Origin of the sequence: Paracoccus marinus, assembly GCF_007018965.1 — a bacterium.
GTDB lineage: Bacteria > Pseudomonadota > Alphaproteobacteria > Rhodobacterales > Rhodobacteraceae > Paracoccus > Paracoccus marinus.
The window spans coordinates 173,960-191,130 of sequence record NZ_VJYZ01000033.1; the positions used below are offsets into that span (position 1 = coordinate 173,960).

The 17,171-nt window shown below is 71.8% G+C and carries 16 protein-coding genes; 6 read left to right on the forward strand and 10 right to left on the reverse strand.

Annotation, left to right across the window (positions count from 1 at the left end):
* Window positions 1-10: 10 nt before the first annotated feature.
* Window positions 11-1,183 carry an inositol-3-phosphate synthase gene (locus tag FNF32_RS13075; protein ID WP_131674070.1) on the forward strand — a complete coding sequence of 391 codons (1,173 nt, stop codon included), beginning with the start codon at window positions 11-13 and terminating at the stop codon, window positions 1,181-1,183.
* Between the two features lie 62 nt (window positions 1,184-1,245).
* Here the strand turns inward: FNF32_RS13075 and FNF32_RS13080 are convergent, their stop codons facing one another.
* Window positions 1,246-1,782, reverse strand: a complete 537-nt coding sequence (locus FNF32_RS13080; protein ID WP_131674071.1) for a DUF1003 domain-containing protein — start codon at window positions 1,780-1,782, stop codon at window positions 1,246-1,248.
* 68 nt (window positions 1,783-1,850) lie between these two features.
* On the opposite strand from FNF32_RS13080, the gene FNF32_RS13085 reads away from it, so the two are divergent.
* The 4 genes from FNF32_RS13085 to FNF32_RS13100 all read left to right on the forward strand — a co-directional run bounded on the left by FNF32_RS13085 (window position 1,851) and on the right by FNF32_RS13100 (window position 6,344).
* Entirely contained in the window at window positions 1,851-2,819 is a 969-nt protein-coding gene (locus FNF32_RS13085; protein WP_246087832.1) for an MDR/zinc-dependent alcohol dehydrogenase-like family protein, read from the forward strand.
* Complete coding sequence (locus FNF32_RS13090; protein ID WP_131674072.1) at window positions 2,804-3,811, forward strand: Gfo/Idh/MocA family protein; 1,008 nt, start codon at window positions 2,804-2,806, stop codon at window positions 3,809-3,811. Before FNF32_RS13085 ends, FNF32_RS13090 begins: the two co-directional genes overlap by 16 nt.
* A 101-nt stretch (window positions 3,812-3,912) precedes the next feature.
* Window positions 3,913-4,959 carry a polysaccharide pyruvyl transferase family protein gene (locus FNF32_RS13095; protein ID WP_131674073.1) on the forward strand — a complete coding sequence of 349 codons (1,047 nt, stop codon included), beginning with the start codon at window positions 3,913-3,915 and terminating at the stop codon, window positions 4,957-4,959.
* Window positions 4,956-6,344 carry a Coenzyme F420 hydrogenase/dehydrogenase, beta subunit C-terminal domain gene (locus FNF32_RS13100; RefSeq protein WP_221930730.1) on the forward strand — a complete coding sequence of 463 codons (1,389 nt, stop codon included), beginning with the start codon at window positions 4,956-4,958 and terminating at the stop codon, window positions 6,342-6,344. The genes FNF32_RS13095 and FNF32_RS13100 overlap by 4 nt, the downstream gene beginning before the upstream one ends.
* Window positions 6,345-6,348: 4 nt before the next feature.
* Here FNF32_RS13100 and FNF32_RS13105 read toward each other — a convergent pair whose 3' ends face one another.
* The 4 genes from FNF32_RS13105 to FNF32_RS13120 form a co-directional block, all read right to left on the reverse strand.
* The gene (locus FNF32_RS13105) at window positions 6,349-6,705 is read right to left on the reverse strand and encodes a DUF4440 domain-containing protein (RefSeq protein WP_131674074.1); all 357 of its coding nucleotides are present in this window, start codon (window positions 6,703-6,705) and stop codon (window positions 6,349-6,351) included.
* 80 nt (window positions 6,706-6,785) lie between these two features.
* The gene (locus FNF32_RS13110; RefSeq protein WP_221930731.1) at window positions 6,786-7,721 is read right to left on the reverse strand and encodes a phytoene/squalene synthase family protein; all 936 of its coding nucleotides are present in this window, start codon (window positions 7,719-7,721) and stop codon (window positions 6,786-6,788) included.
* Window positions 7,718-8,257, reverse strand: a complete 540-nt coding sequence (locus FNF32_RS13115) for a sterol desaturase family protein (RefSeq protein WP_131674075.1) — start codon at window positions 8,255-8,257, stop codon at window positions 7,718-7,720. The genes FNF32_RS13110 and FNF32_RS13115 overlap by 4 nt, the downstream gene beginning before the upstream one ends.
* Window positions 8,254-9,000 carry a fatty acid desaturase gene (locus FNF32_RS13120; RefSeq protein WP_131674076.1) on the reverse strand — a complete coding sequence of 249 codons (747 nt, stop codon included), beginning with the start codon at window positions 8,998-9,000 and terminating at the stop codon, window positions 8,254-8,256. The genes FNF32_RS13115 and FNF32_RS13120 overlap by 4 nt, the downstream gene beginning before the upstream one ends.
* A 97-nt stretch (window positions 9,001-9,097) precedes the next feature.
* Here FNF32_RS13120 and FNF32_RS13125 point away from each other — a divergent pair, with 97 nt between their 5' ends.
* On the forward strand, window positions 9,098-10,564 hold the full coding sequence (locus FNF32_RS13125) for a cryptochrome/photolyase family protein (protein ID WP_281285683.1): 1,467 nt from the start codon (window positions 9,098-9,100) through the stop codon (window positions 10,562-10,564).
* On the opposite strand, the gene FNF32_RS13130 is transcribed toward FNF32_RS13125, so the two are convergent.
* Genes FNF32_RS13130 through FNF32_RS13150 form a run of 5 tightly spaced genes read right to left on the reverse strand, consistent with a single transcriptional unit; the run spans window position 10,525 to window position 17,030 of the window.
* Entirely contained in the window at window positions 10,525-12,105 is a 1,581-nt protein-coding gene (locus FNF32_RS13130; protein WP_131674077.1) for a cryptochrome/photolyase family protein, read from the reverse strand. The genes FNF32_RS13125 and FNF32_RS13130 overlap by 40 nt on opposite strands.
* Window positions 12,092-13,591, reverse strand: coding sequence for a phytoene desaturase (locus tag FNF32_RS13135; RefSeq protein WP_131674078.1), 1,500 nt, complete (start codon window positions 13,589-13,591; stop codon window positions 12,092-12,094). The genes FNF32_RS13130 and FNF32_RS13135 overlap by 14 nt, the downstream gene beginning before the upstream one ends.
* The gene (crtY, locus tag FNF32_RS13140; protein ID WP_131674079.1) at window positions 13,588-14,808 is read right to left on the reverse strand and encodes a lycopene beta-cyclase CrtY; all 1,221 of its coding nucleotides are present in this window, start codon (window positions 14,806-14,808) and stop codon (window positions 13,588-13,590) included. Before crtY ends, FNF32_RS13135 begins: the two co-directional genes overlap by 4 nt.
* Window positions 14,805-16,028 carry a glycosyltransferase gene (locus tag FNF32_RS13145; RefSeq protein ID WP_143796686.1) on the reverse strand — a complete coding sequence of 408 codons (1,224 nt, stop codon included), beginning with the start codon at window positions 16,026-16,028 and terminating at the stop codon, window positions 14,805-14,807. Before FNF32_RS13145 ends, crtY begins: the two co-directional genes overlap by 4 nt.
* A gap of 9 nt (window positions 16,029-16,037) precedes the next feature.
* A complete protein-coding gene (locus FNF32_RS13150) occupies window positions 16,038-17,030 on the reverse strand; it encodes a polyprenyl synthetase family protein (RefSeq protein WP_185961964.1) in 993 nt (330 codons plus the stop codon).
* Window positions 17,031-17,171 lie beyond the last annotated feature (141 nt).

The following is a 17,171-nucleotide window of genomic DNA, read 5'->3' on the forward strand; positions in this document are numbered from 1 at the left end:
AGCCATCCGCATGACCGACGCCAAGAAGCCCATCAACATCGCCATCATCGGCGTCGGCAACTGCGCCAGCTCGCTTGTCCAGGGGCTCGCGCACTACGCCGGGCGCAACGACGCAAGCGGGCTGATGCACCAGGACCTCGGCGGCTACGGCGCCGGCGACATCCGCGTCGTGGCCGCGTGGGACATCGACCGGCGCAAGGTGGGGCAGGACGTCGCGCAGGCGATCTTCACGGCCCCGAACTGCACCGCCGTGTTCGCGGCCGACGTGCCGGAAACCGGCGCGGTCGTGTCGATGGGCCGGCTGCTGGACGGCGTGGCCGAACACATGGCCGACCACCCCGACGCGCGCACCTTCCTGCCCGCGGACCTGCCCGAACCCTCGCGCGAGGACGTGGTGCGGGCGCTCAGGGCATCGGGCACCGACGTGCTGCTGAACTACCTGCCGGTCGGCAGCCAGAAGGCGACCGAGTTCTACGCCGAATGCGCGCTTGAGGCGGGCGTCGCCTTCGTCAACAACATCCCCGTCTTCATCGCCTCGGACCCGGCATGGGCGGAACGGTTCCGCGCCGCGGGCGTCCCCATCATCGGCGACGACATCAAGGCGCAGCTGGGCGCCACCATCGTCCACCGGGTGCTGACCGACCTGTTCGCCAAGCGCGGGGTCAAGCTGGCCCGGACCTATCAGCTGAACACCGGCGGAAATACCGACTTCCTGAACATGGCCAATCGCAAACGGCTGGAAAGCAAGAAGATTTCCAAGACCGAGGCGGTGCAGGCCGTCGCCGGCGAACGGATCGCGGACGAGAACATCCACGTCGGCCCGTCGGATTATGTCGCTTGGCAGAACGACAACAAGGTCTGCTTCCTGCGGATGGAGGGCGAGCTGTTCGGCGGCGTCCCCATGAACCTGGAACTGCGCCTGTCGGTCGAGGACAGCCCGAACTCGGCCGGGGTGGCGATCGACATGATCCGCTGCGCGGCGATCGCGCGCGATCGCGGGCTCGCGGGGCCGGTGCTGGCGCCCGCCGCCTATTTCTGCAAGCACCCGCCCGAGCAGATGACCGACGACGAGGCGTTCGACGCGGTCGAGGCGTTCATCGCGGGCGGTGCCGAGGGTGCCGCGCAGCCGGACGCCGAGACCCGTCCTGCCGCGGCGATCCGGGCGGTGGCGCCGGCGTCGTGACTGCCTCAGCGACTGCGGCCTTCGCGGCGCGGCACCCGTCGCGGTCCGCGCGCCCCATCCGTTCAGTCCGCCCGTTCGCCGCAGGGCGGGTCCAGCGCGTCCAGCACCCGTTCCGGGTTCACGTTCTTCTCGACCTCGCGCATCGCGTCGTCGTTCACCGGCACGTCCAGCTTTTCCGCGATCCGCCGGATCGTTTCGGCAAGCTTCGTCAGCTCGTCCTCGGCCAAGAGCCCCACGTGCAGGTCCAGATCGGCGCGCCGGTCGGCCATCGCCGCCTGCCGGTTCTGGTTGATGAGGACGAAGGTGGACAGGAAGATCGCCTCGACCGACGCCTCCATCGCCAGCACGACGAAGGTGTCGTCCCACGGCGTGACGCCCGGAATCCAGCCGAGGTTCGCCACGATCCAGAAGCCGTAGAACACAAGGTGCAGGACCACGAAGGTCATCGAGCCGGTAAAGTTCGTGATCGCCCGCGCGATCCGGTCGCCAAGCGGCGCCTGCCGTTCCTCGCGCCGCCTGCGGTCCTCGAGCATCTTGATGTTGGCGGCCAGCCGCTGGCCCATGTCGCGGCCGATCTCGTCCCGTTCGCTGTCGTCCATCCGTCTGCTCCTGCCCGACCGGATACAAGCCTGCCCGCCCCCCCGCGGGTTCCAGAGGAAAAGAAAACATGATCCCGACCACGATGCGCGCGGCCGTCCTGAAGGGCCCGCAGGACCTTGCCGTCGATGAGGTGCCGGTGCCCGCGCCCGGCCCGGGGCAGGTGCTGATCCGCGTCGAGGGCTGCGGCGTCTGCGCGTCCAACGTCGAGCCGTGGGAAGGGCAGCCGTGGTCCACCTTCCCCGGCGCGCCCGGCGGCATGGGGCATGAAAGCTGGGGCACCATCGCCGCGCTGGGCGCGGGCGTCGAGGGGCTGGCCCCCGGCACCCGCGTCGCGGCGCTGTCGGAACGGGCCTATGCCGAATACGATCTGGCCGACGCGCCCATGGTCGTGCCGCTGCCGCCGGAACTGGACGGCAAGCCCGTCCCGGGGGAACCTGTGGCCTGCGCCATGAACATCTTCGCCCGCAGCGACGTCCGCGCGGGGCAGACGGTCGTCATCGTCGGCATCGGCTTCCTTGGCGCGATCCTGACCCGGCTCGCGACCGACGCGGGCGCGCGGGTGATCGCGGTGTCGCGGCGAGCGGAATCGCTCGACCTCGCGCGGTCGATGGGCGCGGCGGAAACCATCGTCATGGACGACCATTGGCGTATCATCGAGGACGTGAAGCGCCTGACCGGCGGCCGCATGGCCGAGCGGGTGATCGAATGCGTGGGCAAGCAGTGGCCGCTGGACCTTGCGGGCGAACTGGTGGCCGAGGGCGGGCGGCTGGTGATCGCGGGCTACCACCAGGACGGGCCGCGGCAGGTCAACATGCAGATGTGGAACTGGAAGGGCATCGACATCGCCAGCGCCCACGAGCGTGACGCGGGCGTCCGCGTGGCGGGCCTGCGCGCGGCGGTCGATGCGGTCGCGTCGGGGCGGCTGGACCTGACCCCGCTTCTGACCCGCGACTATCCGCTGGACGACCTGGGCGCGGCGATGGCCGCCACCCGCGACAAGCCCGGCGCGTTCGTCAAGGCATGGGTGCGGATGTGAGCGGGGCGGCCAGACCCCGGCTGGGTTTCCTTGGCACCGGCTGGATCGGGCGGCACCGGATGGCTGCGCTGGCCGCCACCGGGCTGGCCGACATCGTGGCCGTCGCCGAACCCGACGACGCAAGCGCGGCCGAGGCGCTGGCGATCGCCCCCGGCGCGGTGCGCGTGGACGGGCTGGACGCGCTGCTGGCGGCAGGCATCGACGCGGTGGTGATCGCCACCCCCAGCGCCGCCCACGCCGCGCAATCGATCGCCGCGCTCGACGCGGGCAAGGCCGTGTTCTGCCAGAAGCCGCTGGGCCGCACCGGACCCGAGGTGGCGGGCGTCGTTGCCGCCGCCGAGCGTGCCGACCTGCTGCTGGGCGTGGACCTGTCCTATCGCCACACGGCCGCGATGCAGGCGATCCGCGGGCTTTTGCAGGGCGGCGCGCTGGGACACGTCTTCGGCGTGGACCTGCTGTTTCACAACGCCTGGGGGCCGGACAAGCCGTGGTTCTACGACCCGGCCCTGTCGGGCGGCGGCTGCGTCGTGGACCTTGGCGTCCACATGGTGGACCTTGCTCTGTGGGCGCTGGACTGGCCAAAGGTCGAGCGGGTCGAAAGCCGCCTTTACGCCAAGGGCGCGCCGCTGTCAGACCCCGCCCGGCAGGTCGAGGATTACGCCGTGGCGACCATCGACCTGACCGGCGGCACCACGATCCGGCTGGGCTGTTCGTGGGGTCTGCAAGCCGGGCGCGAAGCGGTGATCGCCGCCGAGTTCTTCGGCACCGAGGGCGGCGCGAGCCTGCGGAACGTGGACGGGTCGTTCTACGACCTTGTCGGCGCGCGGCACCTGCATACGCGCGAGGAACGGCTTTCGTCCCTGCCCGACGACTGGGGCGGGCGCGCGGCGGTGGACTGGCTGACCCGGCTTGCCGGCGGCGCGCGCTTCGACCCACAGGCGGGGCGGCTGGCCGACGTGGCCTTCGTGCTGGACCGCATCTACGGGCGCTAGCGCCGCCACCCGCGCGCCCCTTTCCGCGCATCATCTATCGGCTGGACCTTCGCGCCACCGGCTGTTTCAACCACCGGATCGGCAACCCGTCAGAGGTCCCCATGCAGGTCGGTGTCCTGACCTTCCATCGCTGCATCAACTACGGCAGCTACTGGCAGGCGCGGTGCCTGGTCGAAGGGATCGCCGCGCGCGGGCATGACGCGGTGCTGCTGGATCACCGGTCGCGCGCTGTCACCTCGCAGGAATGGCGCTATGCGTTCCAGCCGCTGCTGCCCGATCGCAGCGGGCGCGCCGACATCATGGCCTATGGCCGCAAGCTGCGCCGGTTCCTGCGCGCGTTCGCGGCGCTGCCGATGTCGGCGCCGTTCGACCTGGACGATCCGGCGGACATGCCGGGGATGGACCTGGTCGTGATCGGGTCCGACGAGGTGCTGAACCTCAGCCATCCCTGGTACGGCGGCAAGCGGCTGTTCTGGGGCGAGGGCGTCAACGCGCCCCGCGTCGTCACCTATGCGGCAAGCAGCGGCAACATGGACGCGGATGGCGGCCTTGCGCCCGACTGGCGCGCGCGGCTGCGGCGGCTGGACGCGATCTCGGTCCGCGACGGGAATACCTGCGCCGTGGTCCGGGCGGCGACCGGACAGCGGCCCGCCATGGTGCTTGACCCGGTGCTGCAGTTCCCGCCGCAGGTGCAGGCGGCGGGCGAACCCGCGCCCTATCTGCTGGTCTACGGCCACCATATCCCCGACTGGTTCGCGGCCCGCGTCCGCGATGCCGCGCGCCGGCGCGGCTGGCGCACGATCAGCGTGGGCTACCGCAACGACTGGGCCGACGAGCAGCGGCTGGACGCAGGCCCGCTGGATTTCGCCGCGCTGGTGGCGGGGGCAAGCGCCGTGGCGACCACCTATTTCCACGGCTGCGTCTTTGCGCTGGCGAACGGCAAGCCGTTCGTGGCCGCGCCGTCCTTCTATCGCTGGAACAAGCTGCGCGACCTGATCGCGCTTCTGGACGCCCACCGCCACCTGACGTTCGAGGACCGTCCCGCGTCCGAGGTGGACGCGGCGCTGGACACCCCGCCGCAGGTGGGCGCGAGGCTGGCCGGGTTGCGGGCGCAGTCCGACGCCTATCTGGACCGGGTGCTGGCGTGACCGCGCCACTCGTCAGCCCGGGCGCGATCGTCCGGTCCGGCCTCTGCATCGGCTGTGGCGCCTGCGCTGCGGGCGAGCCGCAGGCCCGCATGGAATGGGACCGCTTCGGCCAACTGAAGCCCACCGGCCCGGCTGCGTGGATGGACACCCCGACAGAGGCGTTCTCGGCCACCTGCCCGTTCTCGCCGCGGGCCGAGGACGAGGATTCCATCGCCGCTCGCGCCTTTCCCGACGCCCCCATGCTCGACGACCGTATCGGCCGCCACGTCTCCGCCCATGTCGGCGCGGCGGTCGAGGCGCCGTTCCGCGAACGGGGCAGCTCGGGCGGCATGGTCAGCTGGATCGCGGCGGAGCTGCTGCGGCGGGGCCACATCGACGCGGTGCTGCATGTCCATCCGGGGACCGGGGGCGCGCCGTACTTCGGCTACCGCGTGGCGCGCTCGGTCGATGACCTGCTGGCGGGGGCCAAATCGCGCTATCACCCGGTCCATCTGGCCGACGTGCTGGACGAGGTGCGGCGGGTGCCGGGCCGGTATGCGGTCGTGGGCATCCCCTGTTTCATCAAGTCCGTCCATCTGGCCGCCGCGCGCGACCCGCTGCTTGCGGAACGGATCACCCACCGGCTCGGCCTGTTCTGCGGGCACATGAAAAGCGCCCGCTTCGTCACCAGCTTCGCCTGGCAGCTGGATGCCGACCCCGATGCCGTCCACGCGGTGGAATACCGCAGGAAGGACGAGGGGCGGCCCGCCAACTGGTACACCGCGCATCTGACGCTGGACGGCGGTGCGACCGTTCAGAAGGACTGGTGGCACCTTGCGGACGGCGACTGGGGCGCGGGGTATTTCATGAACAGCGCCTGCAACTGGTGCGACGACGTGGTGGCGGAAACCGCCGACATCAGCTTCGGCGATGCGTGGGTCGAGCCCTATTCGTCGGACGGGCGCGGCACCAACGTGATCGTGGTCCGCACCGCGCTGATGCAGCGGCTGGTGGACGAGGGGCTGGCCCAGGGGCGGCTGGACCTCAAGGCGGTGGACGCGGATTTCATCGCCGATACCCAGGCCGCCGGGTTCCGGCAGCGGCGCGAGGGGCTGGCTTACCGCCTTACATGGGCCAGGCGCGGGGAGCAGCCGGTCAAGCGGGTCGCCCCCGACGCGACCGGGCTGACGCCCCGGCGGCGCGCGGTCTATCGCACCCGCGCGGCGATCAGCGCGGGGTCGCACCGCATGGCCGACATCGCGCGGCGGGTCGGGCGGCCCGGCATCTATGTCCGCTGGGCCTGGGCCGCCTATCGCCTTTACGAGGGGCTCGTCTACGCGCGCGGGCGGTTCGGGCCGGTGCTGGACCGGCTCGAACGGCTGTTGCCGCGCGGGCGGCGGGCGTGATGCGTCAGTCCTGTTCGGTCAGCGGCAGCTCGGCATGCTGGACCACGGTCCAGTCCTCGTGTTCGATCCGCCGGTAGACGGAGGTGCAGGCGGCGCGGAACGACTTGTCGCCCTTGGATGCGGCGACCTTGTAGCCGATCACGATCAGCCCTTCCTGCGGCCGCGAGACGTGCTGGTCCGAGAACGTCACCTCGTCCCATTTCGGCGTGTGGCTGACCGCCTTCACCGCGGCCTCGCCCGCGTAGATATGAGGGTCGGTTCCAAGCGCCATGACGCATTCCGCGTCCACGTTCTGGTGGTACCCCTCTTCCGAGGCGACCCACAGGCTTTCCTCGAAGCTCCAGATCCGGCTGTCGTCCATTGTCGTTCCTCCTGCGTTCGCAACAGGACGCGAGAGCGATGCAAAAGGTTGCCTGAATAATTGTGAGGCTTGACGCGCCGTCAGCGTGGGCGGGTCCAGAGGCCCGCGCGCGACAGGTCGGGCGGCGCGCGCCGGCTCAGCAGCGCGTCGCCCTGCGCGGCGGCGATCATGGCCACCTTGGCGGCCTTGCCGGTGCCGATGCGCCGGCGATAGGCGCCCGGCCCTCCGGCGCGGATGCGAAGGCCGATCGCCCGATAGATCCGCAGCGCAGCCGCGATCGACCACGCGGCGCGGTAAGGCAGCGCGGCAAGCCCGATCCGGGCCGAGGCGTAGTAGGGCTCGGCCAGGTCCAGCAGCCGCAGCGTCGCCGCGTACACGGCGGGCGAGGGGGTGGCTGCGGCGGCGTCCGGCGTCTCGTTCCCCATCCACGCGGCGGGCAGATAGACCCGGCCCATCCGCGCGTCGTCCATCACGTCGCGGGCGATGTTGGTCAACTGGAAAGCAAGCCCCAGGTCGCAGGCGCGGTCCAGCACGGCGTCGTCGCGCACGCCCATCACCCGCGCCATCATCACGCCCACGACGCCCGCCACGTGATAGGCGTAGCGCAGCGTGTCGTCGGGCGTCTGGTAGCGCGCGCCGTCCACGTCCATCGCGAAGCCCGCGATCAGGTCCATGGGCCAGCGTTCCGGGAAATCATGACGGCGGGCCACCGCCCGCAGCGCCTGAAAGGGCGCGCCGACGGGCGCATCGGTCCGCAGGGTGGCCAAGGTCTCGGCCCGCAGGTCGGCAAGCCGCGCCGCCGCGTCTTCGGGCGGTAGACCTTCGTTCCCCCCCGCGCTTCCCATGTCTTGCCCGTCGATCACGTCATCGGCGTGGCGGCACCACGCATACAGCATCACCGTGTCGTCGCGCATCGCGCGCGGCATCAGCAGGGACGCGGCGGCAAAGCTTTTCGATCCCTTGCGGATCACCTCGCCGCTGTCGCGGGCAAGGGTCGGGTCGGCGATGTCGGTCAAATCCGGTCCTGCGTCTCGGGGTTCCAGGCGTCGCGGTGGGCGGATGCGCGCTTGGCAAGCACCCCCGACCGCTTCAGGTCGGCCTTCAGCCCGTCCACGGGCGGCGCATAAAGGAACCCGAACGAGACGCAATCCTCGCGCCCCTCGACCGCGTGGTGCAGCCGGTGCGCCTGGTAGAGCCGCCGCAGGTAGCCGCGTCTGGGCACATGCCGGAACGGCCAGCGCTGGTGCACCAGCCCGTCGTGGACGATGAAGTACAGAAGGCCATAGACCGCCATCCCCACCGCGATCCACCACAGGGGCGGCCACCACGCCGACCCGATCGCGAACAGCCCGATCGACAGGACGGTAAAGACGACGGCGTAAAGGTCGTTCTTTTCAAAAATGCCGTGGTCGTCGTCATGCGCCTCGTGGTGGGACTCGTGCCAGCCCCAGCCCATCGGCCCGTGCATGATCCAGCGATGGGTGGCGTAGGCCACGAACTCCATCACGGCGACGGTGCCGATCACGATCAGGACGGGGACGATAACGTTCATGGTGCATCCTTGGCCCGCGCCCGCGTGCCGGGCAGGCGCCACCACGGCACACCGGGGTGCAGGTGGTGTTCGTGGTGATAGCCGCCGAAGTGATAGCAGGTCAGCAGCGACAGCGTGTCGGACATGGCGGGCGAGCGGGCGTTGTGGCTGTCGGCGAAGGGCGCGTAGTCGTCTGTCCGGTGCGGCAGCCAGGTGCCGAACACGAACAGCTGGATCGAGGCGAGGATCGACGGCACCGCCCAGTAGAGGACATAGGGCCAGCGGTCGCCCAGGATCAGCGCATAAAGGATTGTGGCGCTGCCCAGCACCCAGAACTCCCGCCAGCCGAAGTAATGCAGGACGAACGACGCATACCAGCGCACCGGGCCGCCGTGGGCGAAGTCGGGGTCGTCGTCGGTCCCCGGCGAACGGTGGTGGCGCATGTGCTGGACGATCATGCGGCGGAACGAAAACCCGGCATAAAGGGCCAGCGCCAGCGTCCCGATGGCGCGGTTCGCGCGCGGCGCACCGGGGACGACCGCGCCGTGCATCGCGTCGTGGGCGATGATGAACAGGCCCACGGACAGCCACGTCAGCCCGATCAGGCACAACGCTGCCACGACCGGATGGGCGGGCGCGTCGAGGAACCAGACCGCGACGACGTGAAGCGACAGCCACGCCGCGACGATTGCGGCGGTGATCGCCAGCGCCACCGCTGCCTGGCGACGGCGGGGCATGGCGCGCGCGAAGTCGATGCTGGTCATGGCGTCTTTCCACTTGGGGCGCCCGCCCCTGAATGTAGGCGGGGGTGGACCCTGCGGCAAGGGAGACGACCATGCAACCCGGACGGGGTCCCGCTGGTTGGGGCGGATAGGCGAGCGGGGTGACACTCTGACGACGATCTGCTGGTTCCGGCGCGATCTGCGGGTCGCGGACAATCCCGCGCTGACAGCGGCGGCGGCCGCCGGGCCGGTCGTCGCGCTGTTTGTGGTGGACGAGGTGCTGCGCGGGCAGGGGGCGGCGACGCGCTGGCGGATGGAAGGCGCGCTCGAGGCGCTGGCGGCCGATCTTGCCACGCGGGGCGGTGCGCTGGTCGTCCGCACGGGCGATGCGGCCGAGGTCGTGGCGCAGGTCGCGGCCGAGGTCCATGCCGACGAAGTCCACGCGAACGACTGGCCAGAGCCGTCGCGGATTGCGTCAGACCGCCGCGTGGCCACGCGCCTGACCGGCGACGGGCGCCGCCTGATCCTTCACTGCGGCCACCTGCTGGTTCCGCCGCACGAAATCCGCACCGGCTCGGGCGGGGTCTACAAGGTCTATACCCCTTTCGCCCGCGCCGTCCGCCGCCACGGCGTCCCCGCCCCGCTGCCGGTGCCCAAGCTTGACTGGGCCGGCCCCCCCGCGTCCGACCCGCTGCCCGACATGGCCGCCGACATGAACCGGGGCGCCGACGTGCTGGCCCGCCACGCCCCCCCGGCGGGCGAGGCGGCGGCGCTGAAGCGGCTGGACGCCTTTCTGGGGCGGACTGAGGGCTATACCCAGCGCGACCGCCCCGATCGGCCCGATGCGACCTCGGGCCTATCCGACGCGCTGGCTGTGGGCGAGGTTTCGCCCCGCACAATCTGGGCCGCGGCCGAGCGGCATCTGCACGACCCCGCCCGCGCGCAGGCGGCCGAAAAGTTCCTGGCCGAGCTGACCTGGCGCGACTTCGCCTGGCACCTGCTGACCGAATGGCCGACGCTGCCCGTCAAGGAATGGCGGCCTGAGTTCGCCGCCTTCCCGTTCCGCCGCGACAAGGCGGACGAGACCGCCTGGACCCGCGCCGTCACCGGCGAGCCGCTGGTGGACGCGGGCCTGCGCGAGATGTTCGTGACGGGGCGGATGCACAACCGCGTGCGGCTGGCCGTGGCGAGCTATCTGACCAAGCACCTGCTGATCGACTGGCGCGTGGGGCTTGACTGGTTTGCGGACGCGCTGATCGACTGGGACCCAGCGTCGAACGCGATGAACTGGCAGTGGGTGGCGGGCAGCGGGCCGGACGCCTCGCCCTATTTCCGCGTGTTCAATCCGGCGACGCAGGCGGCGAAGTTCGACCCGAAGGGCGACTATCGCCGCCGTTGGCTGTGGGGCTGGGACGGCAGCGACTCGGACGATGCCCGCGACTATTTCGAGGCGGTGCCCCGGTCGTGGGGGATGGAATCCGGCGACGGCTACCCGGACGCGCCGGTCGTGGACCTCGCGCAGGGGCGGCGGCGGGCGCTGGACGCGCTGGCGACGATGCGGCAGGCTCAGCCGGACGTGGATGCGGACTCGGACGCGGAAGAATAGCCGCCCGCAGGCAGCCCGTCCCGGAACGCGGCGGCGGCGGCGCGGATCGCCGACTGCTCGGCCGGGTCGAACCGTTCCCAGTTCCGCAGGATCGGCAGCATCCGGTTGTTCCCGCGCCAGCGATCCGCGTGCCGGGCGACGAAGTCCCAGTAAAGCGCGTTCCACGGGCAGGCGCCGTCGCCCAGCCGCTTCTTCGGATCGTACGGGCAGGCGCCGCAATAGTCCGACATCCGGTTCACATAGGCGGCGCTCGCCGCATAGGGCTTGGTCGCCATCAGCCCGCCATCGGCATGCTGGCTCATCCCCAGCGTGTTGGGCAGTTCCACCCACTCGTAGGCATCGACATAGACAGCCAGATACCATTCGTGCACCTGCCGCGGATCGACCCCCATCAGCATCGCGAAGGTGCCGGTGATCATCAGCCGCTGGATATGGTGGGCGTGGCCGATGTCGAGCGTCTGGCCCACGACCTCGGCCAGGCAGGCCATGTCCGTCTCGCCGGTCCAGTAGAGGTCGGGCAGGTCGGCGGTTGCATCCAGCGCATTCCGGTCCACGTAACCCGGCATCTCGCGCCAGTAGATCCCACGCACGTATTCGCGCCAGCCGATGATCTGGCGGATGAACCCCTCGACCGAGTTCAGCGGCGCGCGCCCCTCGCGCCACTCGGCCTCGGCCCGGCGGCACAGGTCCAGCGGGTCCAGCAGGCCGAGGTTGAGATAGGGCGACAGCAGCGAATGATAAAGATGCGGCTGGCCCAGCAGCATCGCGTCCTGAAAGCGGCCGAAGTCGGGCAGGGCGTTGGCGATGAACCAGTCGCGCGCGGCCTCCGCACCCGCTCTCGTGACGTGCCAGCGGAACTGGTCCAGCCGCCCCACATGGCCCGCGAAACGGGCGCGGACGAGGGCGATCACCTCATCCGTCACCTCGTCCGGTTCCGCATCCGGGGCCTGCGGCAGGAACAGGTCAGGCTTTGCCGGCGCGCGGTTCTCGGCGTCGAAGTTCCAGCGGTCGCCTGCGGGCTGGTCGCCGTCCATTAGCAGGCCGGTCTTGCGCCGGACCATGCGGTAGAAATGCTCCATGATGAAGCTGCGGCGGCCCGAGGCCCATGCCTCGAACTCCTCGCGCGAGACGATGAAGCGGTCGTCGGCGAGCAGGTCCACCGGCACGCCAAGGGTCGCGGGCCAGTCCTGCATCTGGTCCCACAGCCGCCATTCGCCCGGCTCGGTCACGGCGACGCTTTCCGCGCCGGTGTCGCGCAGCGCGTCGGCCACGGCGGCGCGCAGGTCGGGCGCGGCGTCGGGGTCGTCGATGCGGCGATAGGCGACGCGCCAGCCCGCCGCCCGCAGTTCGGCGGCAAAGTGGCGCATCGCGGAAAAGACCAGCACCAGCTTTTGCTTGTGGTGGTCGGCGTAGCCCGCCTCGGCCGCGACCTCGGCCATCAGGACCGTGTCGCGGGCGGGGTCGGCGTGGCGCAGGGACGATATCCCCGGCGACAGCTGGTCGCCGAGGATCAGGATCAGGCGCGGCTTATCCGCGGGCATCGGCGAGCATCAGCCCGGCGGTGGCCTTGGCCGACCCCACGACGCCGGGGATACCCGCGCCGGGATGCGTCCCCGCGCCGACGATGAACACGTTGCGGATGCGGTCGTCGCGGTTGTGGGGGCGGAACCAGGCCGATTGCGTCAGGATCGGCTCGACCGAAAAGGCGCTGCCGTGGTGCGCGTTCAGTTCGGACGCGAAGTCCGAAGGCGTGAACACGAACCGCGTGGTGAGCGACCGGCGCAGGCCGGGGATCAGCCGTTCCTCCAAGGTGGCGAGGATGCGGTCGGCGTATTCCTCGCCCTTCGCGGCCCAGTCCACGTCGGCGCGGCCGAGATGGGGGACGGGGGCCAGCACGTAGTGCGTCGACTGGCCCGGCGGGGCCATGGACGGGTCGGTCACGCAGGGCGAATGCAGGTACAGCGAATAGTCCAGCGGCAGCGCGGGGCCGCCGAAGATTTCGGTCACCAGCTCGCGGTAGCGCGGGCCGAACACGACCATGTGGTGCGCGAGCCCTTCTGGCAGATGGTCCAGCCCGAAATGGCAGACGAAGAGCGACATCGACCAGCGCTTGCGCCCAAGGCTGCGCGCCATCGACTTGCCGCGCGGCGTTCCGCCCAGCAGGTCGCGGTAGTGGTGCATCACGTCGGCGTTCGACGCCACCTGCGCGCAGCCGATCCGCCGCCCGTCCGCCAGCGTGACGCCGGTGGCGCGCGCGCCCTCGACCTCGATCCGCGCGACGCGGGCGTTCAGTTCCAGATGCCCGCCGAGGCGCTGGAAGTGCCGCGCCATGCCCGCGACCAGCGCGTTGGTGCCGCCCTTGGCGAACCAAACGCCGCCCTTTCGTTCCAGCGCGTGGATCAGCAGGTAGATCGAGCTGGTGGTGAACGGATTGCCGCCGACCAGCAGCGAATGAAAGCTGAACGCCTGCCGCAGCCGGGGGTCCTTGATGAACCGCGAGACGACCGAATAGACGGACCGGTACGCCTGCAGCCGGACCAGCTGAGGCGCGACCCGCATCATGTCGGAAAACGACTGGAACGGCACGGTGCCGAGCTTGTCGTAGCCTTCGGCCATCACCTCGCGCGAGTAGGCGAGGAAGCGGCGGTAGCCTTCGACATCCGGCGGGTTGATCGCGTGGATCGCGGCCTCGATCCGGGCCTGGTCGTCGGCGTATTCGAATGTCGAGCCGTCCGGGAAGACGAGGCGGTAGAACGGCTCGACCGGAACCAGCGTCACGTCGTCGCCGATCCGGTGGCGGCTCAGGCTCCACAGCTCGGCCAGCGCGGCAGGGTCGGTGATGACGGTCGGGCCCGCGTCGAAGACATGGCCGCGCTCGTGCCAGACATAGGCCCGCCCGCCGGGCTTGTCGCGCGCCTCGACCAGCACCACGCGGCGGCCCGCCGCCTGAAGGCGGATCGCGAGCGCAAGGCCGCCGAGGCCCGCGCCGATCACCACGGCGTCGCAAGTCTGGGGCAGGGATGTCATGTCGTGCGCTTTCGTCTGAGGTCGTCGATCAGCGGGCCTTCGCGCAGGCAGGGCAGCGCATCGCGGACCGGGATCGGGGGGCGGCCGATCAGGATGCGGGCCTGGTCGGCGCGGGTCAGGTCGCCCGCGTAGAACCGCTCGATCAGCGGCTCGGGCAGGCGGTAGAACCGTTCCAGCACCTTGCGCCGCGCGGCCGGCGCCGCGCCCATGAACAGCATCCGGCTGAGCAGGCGCAGGAACCCCTGCCGCGCGGCGGTGTCCAGCGCAAAGCGGCGCATCGCCGCCATGACGCCGGCGGTCGAGGCGGGGGCGTCCAGCAGCGCCGCGGCGATCGTGTCGGCCGCGCGCGCGGCCAGCGGCAGCGAGTAGCCCGTGACGGGGTGGAACAGGCCCGCGCGCATCCCCGCCGGGACCGGGCCGCCGGCCGCGTCGTTCCACAGCGCTTCGGCGTCGAATGCCATTGCGATGGGCAGGACGCCATGCTCGCGCCGCATCTCGGTCCCGTCCCAGCCCTGCGCGCGGGCGTAGTCGCCGATCCCGGCGGCGAAGCTCGCATGATCCAGCGCGGGGCCGTCCGAATAGCGGGTATCCTCGATCAGGATCCGGTCGGGCGCGAAGGGCAGGGTATAGACGAAGCGGTAGCCGTCCCGCTGGTCCACCGTCGCGTCCATGATGATCGGCAGGGCGCGGCCGTGCGGGCGGGGGGTGCGGATCTCGACCCCCACGAATTTCTGCCAGCCGAGCGCGAGATAGCCGCGCGGCACCCGGCCTGTCGCGTCGATGACGCAGGGCGCGTCAAGGCGGGTGCCGTCCTGAAGCTCGGCCCCCGCCGCGCCGATCGCGGCCGCGCGGCCGGGGCAAAGCGTGACCATCGGCAGCGCCTGAACCGCCGCGCGCAGCGACTGCGTCGTGAGGCTCGCGTAGCCCGCGCGCAGGCGGCGGGCGAAGGCGGGGAACCGCACCTCTTGCCCCGGCCAGCGGTGGGCGATGGCGGGGGCGATCCACCGGGCGGCGTCGGGGGACAGGTCGGTGTCGTGGAACGACCAGGTGTGGCTGCCCGACTGGTCGGGCGCGGGCGTGCCCGCGTCCACAATGATCACGCGGCGGCTTGCGTCGCGGGCCGCGATCGCCAGCGCGATCAGGCTGCCCGCCAGCCCGCCGCCGACGATCAGCACGTCGGCGTGGGTCGCGGGCGGGGGCGCGGGAAAGCCCGTCATCGCGCCCGCCCCAGTGCCGCCTCGACCGCGTCGGCGGCGGCGCGCGCCCCGCCCGCGCCCGCGATCTCGGCCCGCGCGGGGTCCAGCGCGGTGCGGTATCGCGGGTCGGTCGTGACGGCGCTCAGCGCCTGCGCCAGCCGCTCGGCCGTGGCCTGGCGGGGCGGCAGCACGACCGCCGCGCCCGCGCGGGTGAGCCGCGCGGCGATGCCGTTCTGGTCGTTGCCGAGCGGCAGCGCCACCATCGGCACCCCCATCCCCGCCGCGTCCAGCACGGTGTTGAGCCCGCCATGCGTCACCACCGCGCTGGCCCCGGCGATCGTCGGCAGCTGGTCGAAATACGCGCGCACGTCGATGTGGCCGGGCCAGATCGCGGCCAGCGCCGCCGCCTCGGTTTCCGACAGCCCGTCGCAATGGGCCAGTGCAAGGTTCGTGCCCGCCCGCCGCGCCGCCCGGGCGATCACGCGGAACAGCCGCAGCCGCCCGCCCGCGATCGTCCCGAGCGAGGCAAAGACATAAGGCGCGCCGCCGAAGGGCGGGGCACCGTCCGCCCCGGTGGGACGGCGGATCGGGCCTACGACCGGACCGACCGGGTTCGGCCGCGGGAAATCCAGCGCCGCGATCCACTGGGCGATCGACCCTTCGGCCGCGACCCAGTCGGACGGGCGGTCGCGGACGGGCAGGCCGTGCATCCGGCAGCCCTCGGCGAGCGCCCGGCGCTGCGCGGTCATCAGCCAGTCCGACACGCGCCACGCGCCCTGCGCGCGCCTGACCCCGTCCTCGCCCTCGCGCCAGTCCCAGCCGACATAGGGCGGCGGCACGCCCGGGTCGCGGCGCAGCGGCAGCGACGCGGCCAGCGTCACGCGCGGCACGCCCGCGGCTTCGGCGGCAAGACTGCCGCCCGGCTCCATCTCGTCCACCACGGCGATGTCGGCGCGGGCGCGGCTAAGCGCCTGCGGCCCGCCGGTCGCGTGGGCGCGGGTGGCGCGGGCGGTGTCGCGCAGCAGGCGCACGAAGCCCGGCAGGCCGCCGCCGATCCGGGCGGCGTCGACCGGGCCGGGAAAGGGCTGGAACCCCGCCCCTTCGCGCCGCGCGTGGGGCGCGAGCGACGGGGGACCCACGAAGATCGCCTGATGGCCGCGCGCCGACAGCTCGGCCGCGAGCGCCCCGTGGACGGCCGCGTGGCTGCGATAGGCGGGCATGAGGAACGCGATCCGGGCCATCCTTCGGGATCAGACGGACGCGGCGTTGCGGCCGGCGGTCGCCGGTGCCACGCCTGCCCCGACACCGCCCGCCGCCGCGATCCCGTCCAGACCGCGCGGCAGCACCTGCGCGATATAGTCGTCGACCGCCGTCGCGGTCAGCCCGCACTCCGACAAGCTGCGGTCCAGATCGGCCCGCAGGCGGTGATACAGCGCGACCGCCGCATCGACGCTGCGGACCGCCAGCTGCCCGCGCGCCGGGCTTCCGCCGCCCCCGCCATCCGCATCGCGGCCGACCGACTTGCCGGTCGATGCCTCGGTCCCCAGCGCGTCCGACAGGTCGTCGAGGCATTGAAAGCACCGCCCCAGCGGCAGTCCCAGCGCCGCCAGCGCGGCCTGCCGCTCTGGCCCCGCGTCGGCGGCCAGCGCCACCATCTCGAACCCGCAGACGAACAGCGCCCCGGTCTTGAGGTCGTGTTCCTGTTCGACCCCGGCGGGCGACTTGCCGGGGCTCAGGTCGCGCATCTGCCCCTCGCACAGCCCGGCGGTGCCGACCGCGCGCGCAAGAAGCGCGGCCATCCCCGCCTGCTGGACCGCCGGGCCGGGCGCGCGGGCGACGATGCCCACCGCCTCGGCCACCAGCGCGATGCCGGCAAGGATCGTCGTGGCCTCGCCGTGGCTGACGTGAAAGGCGGGCGTGCCGCGCCGCAGGTCGGCGTTGTCCATCGACGGCAGGTCGTCGATCAGAAGCGACGCGGTATGCACCATCTCGCAGGCCATGGCCGCTTCCAGCACGGCGTCGCGGACGGGGCCCTGGGTGCCCAGCACGTCGCCCGTCAGGATCATCAGCGTGCCGCGAAAGCACTTGCCCTGCGCGTCCAGCGACTGCGCCAGCACGCGGCCCAAGCCCGTCCCGCCGCCCCGCAGGTCCTGCGACAACTCCTGCAGCCGCGCGATCAACCGCGCGCGCGCCGCCACCGCCGGTCCCGGCGCGTCCTGCGGAATGTCCTTGCTGTAGCCCATCGCCCGCCATGTCCGCTTTTCCCGGCGAAGGTTGTGCCGCACGGGCGACGATTGCAAACCGAAACGCATGCCGGGCGTGCGCCGCGTCGGGTTGCGCCGCGTCACGGCTGCCCGGCCGCGAGTGGGCAGAACCCGGTGCCG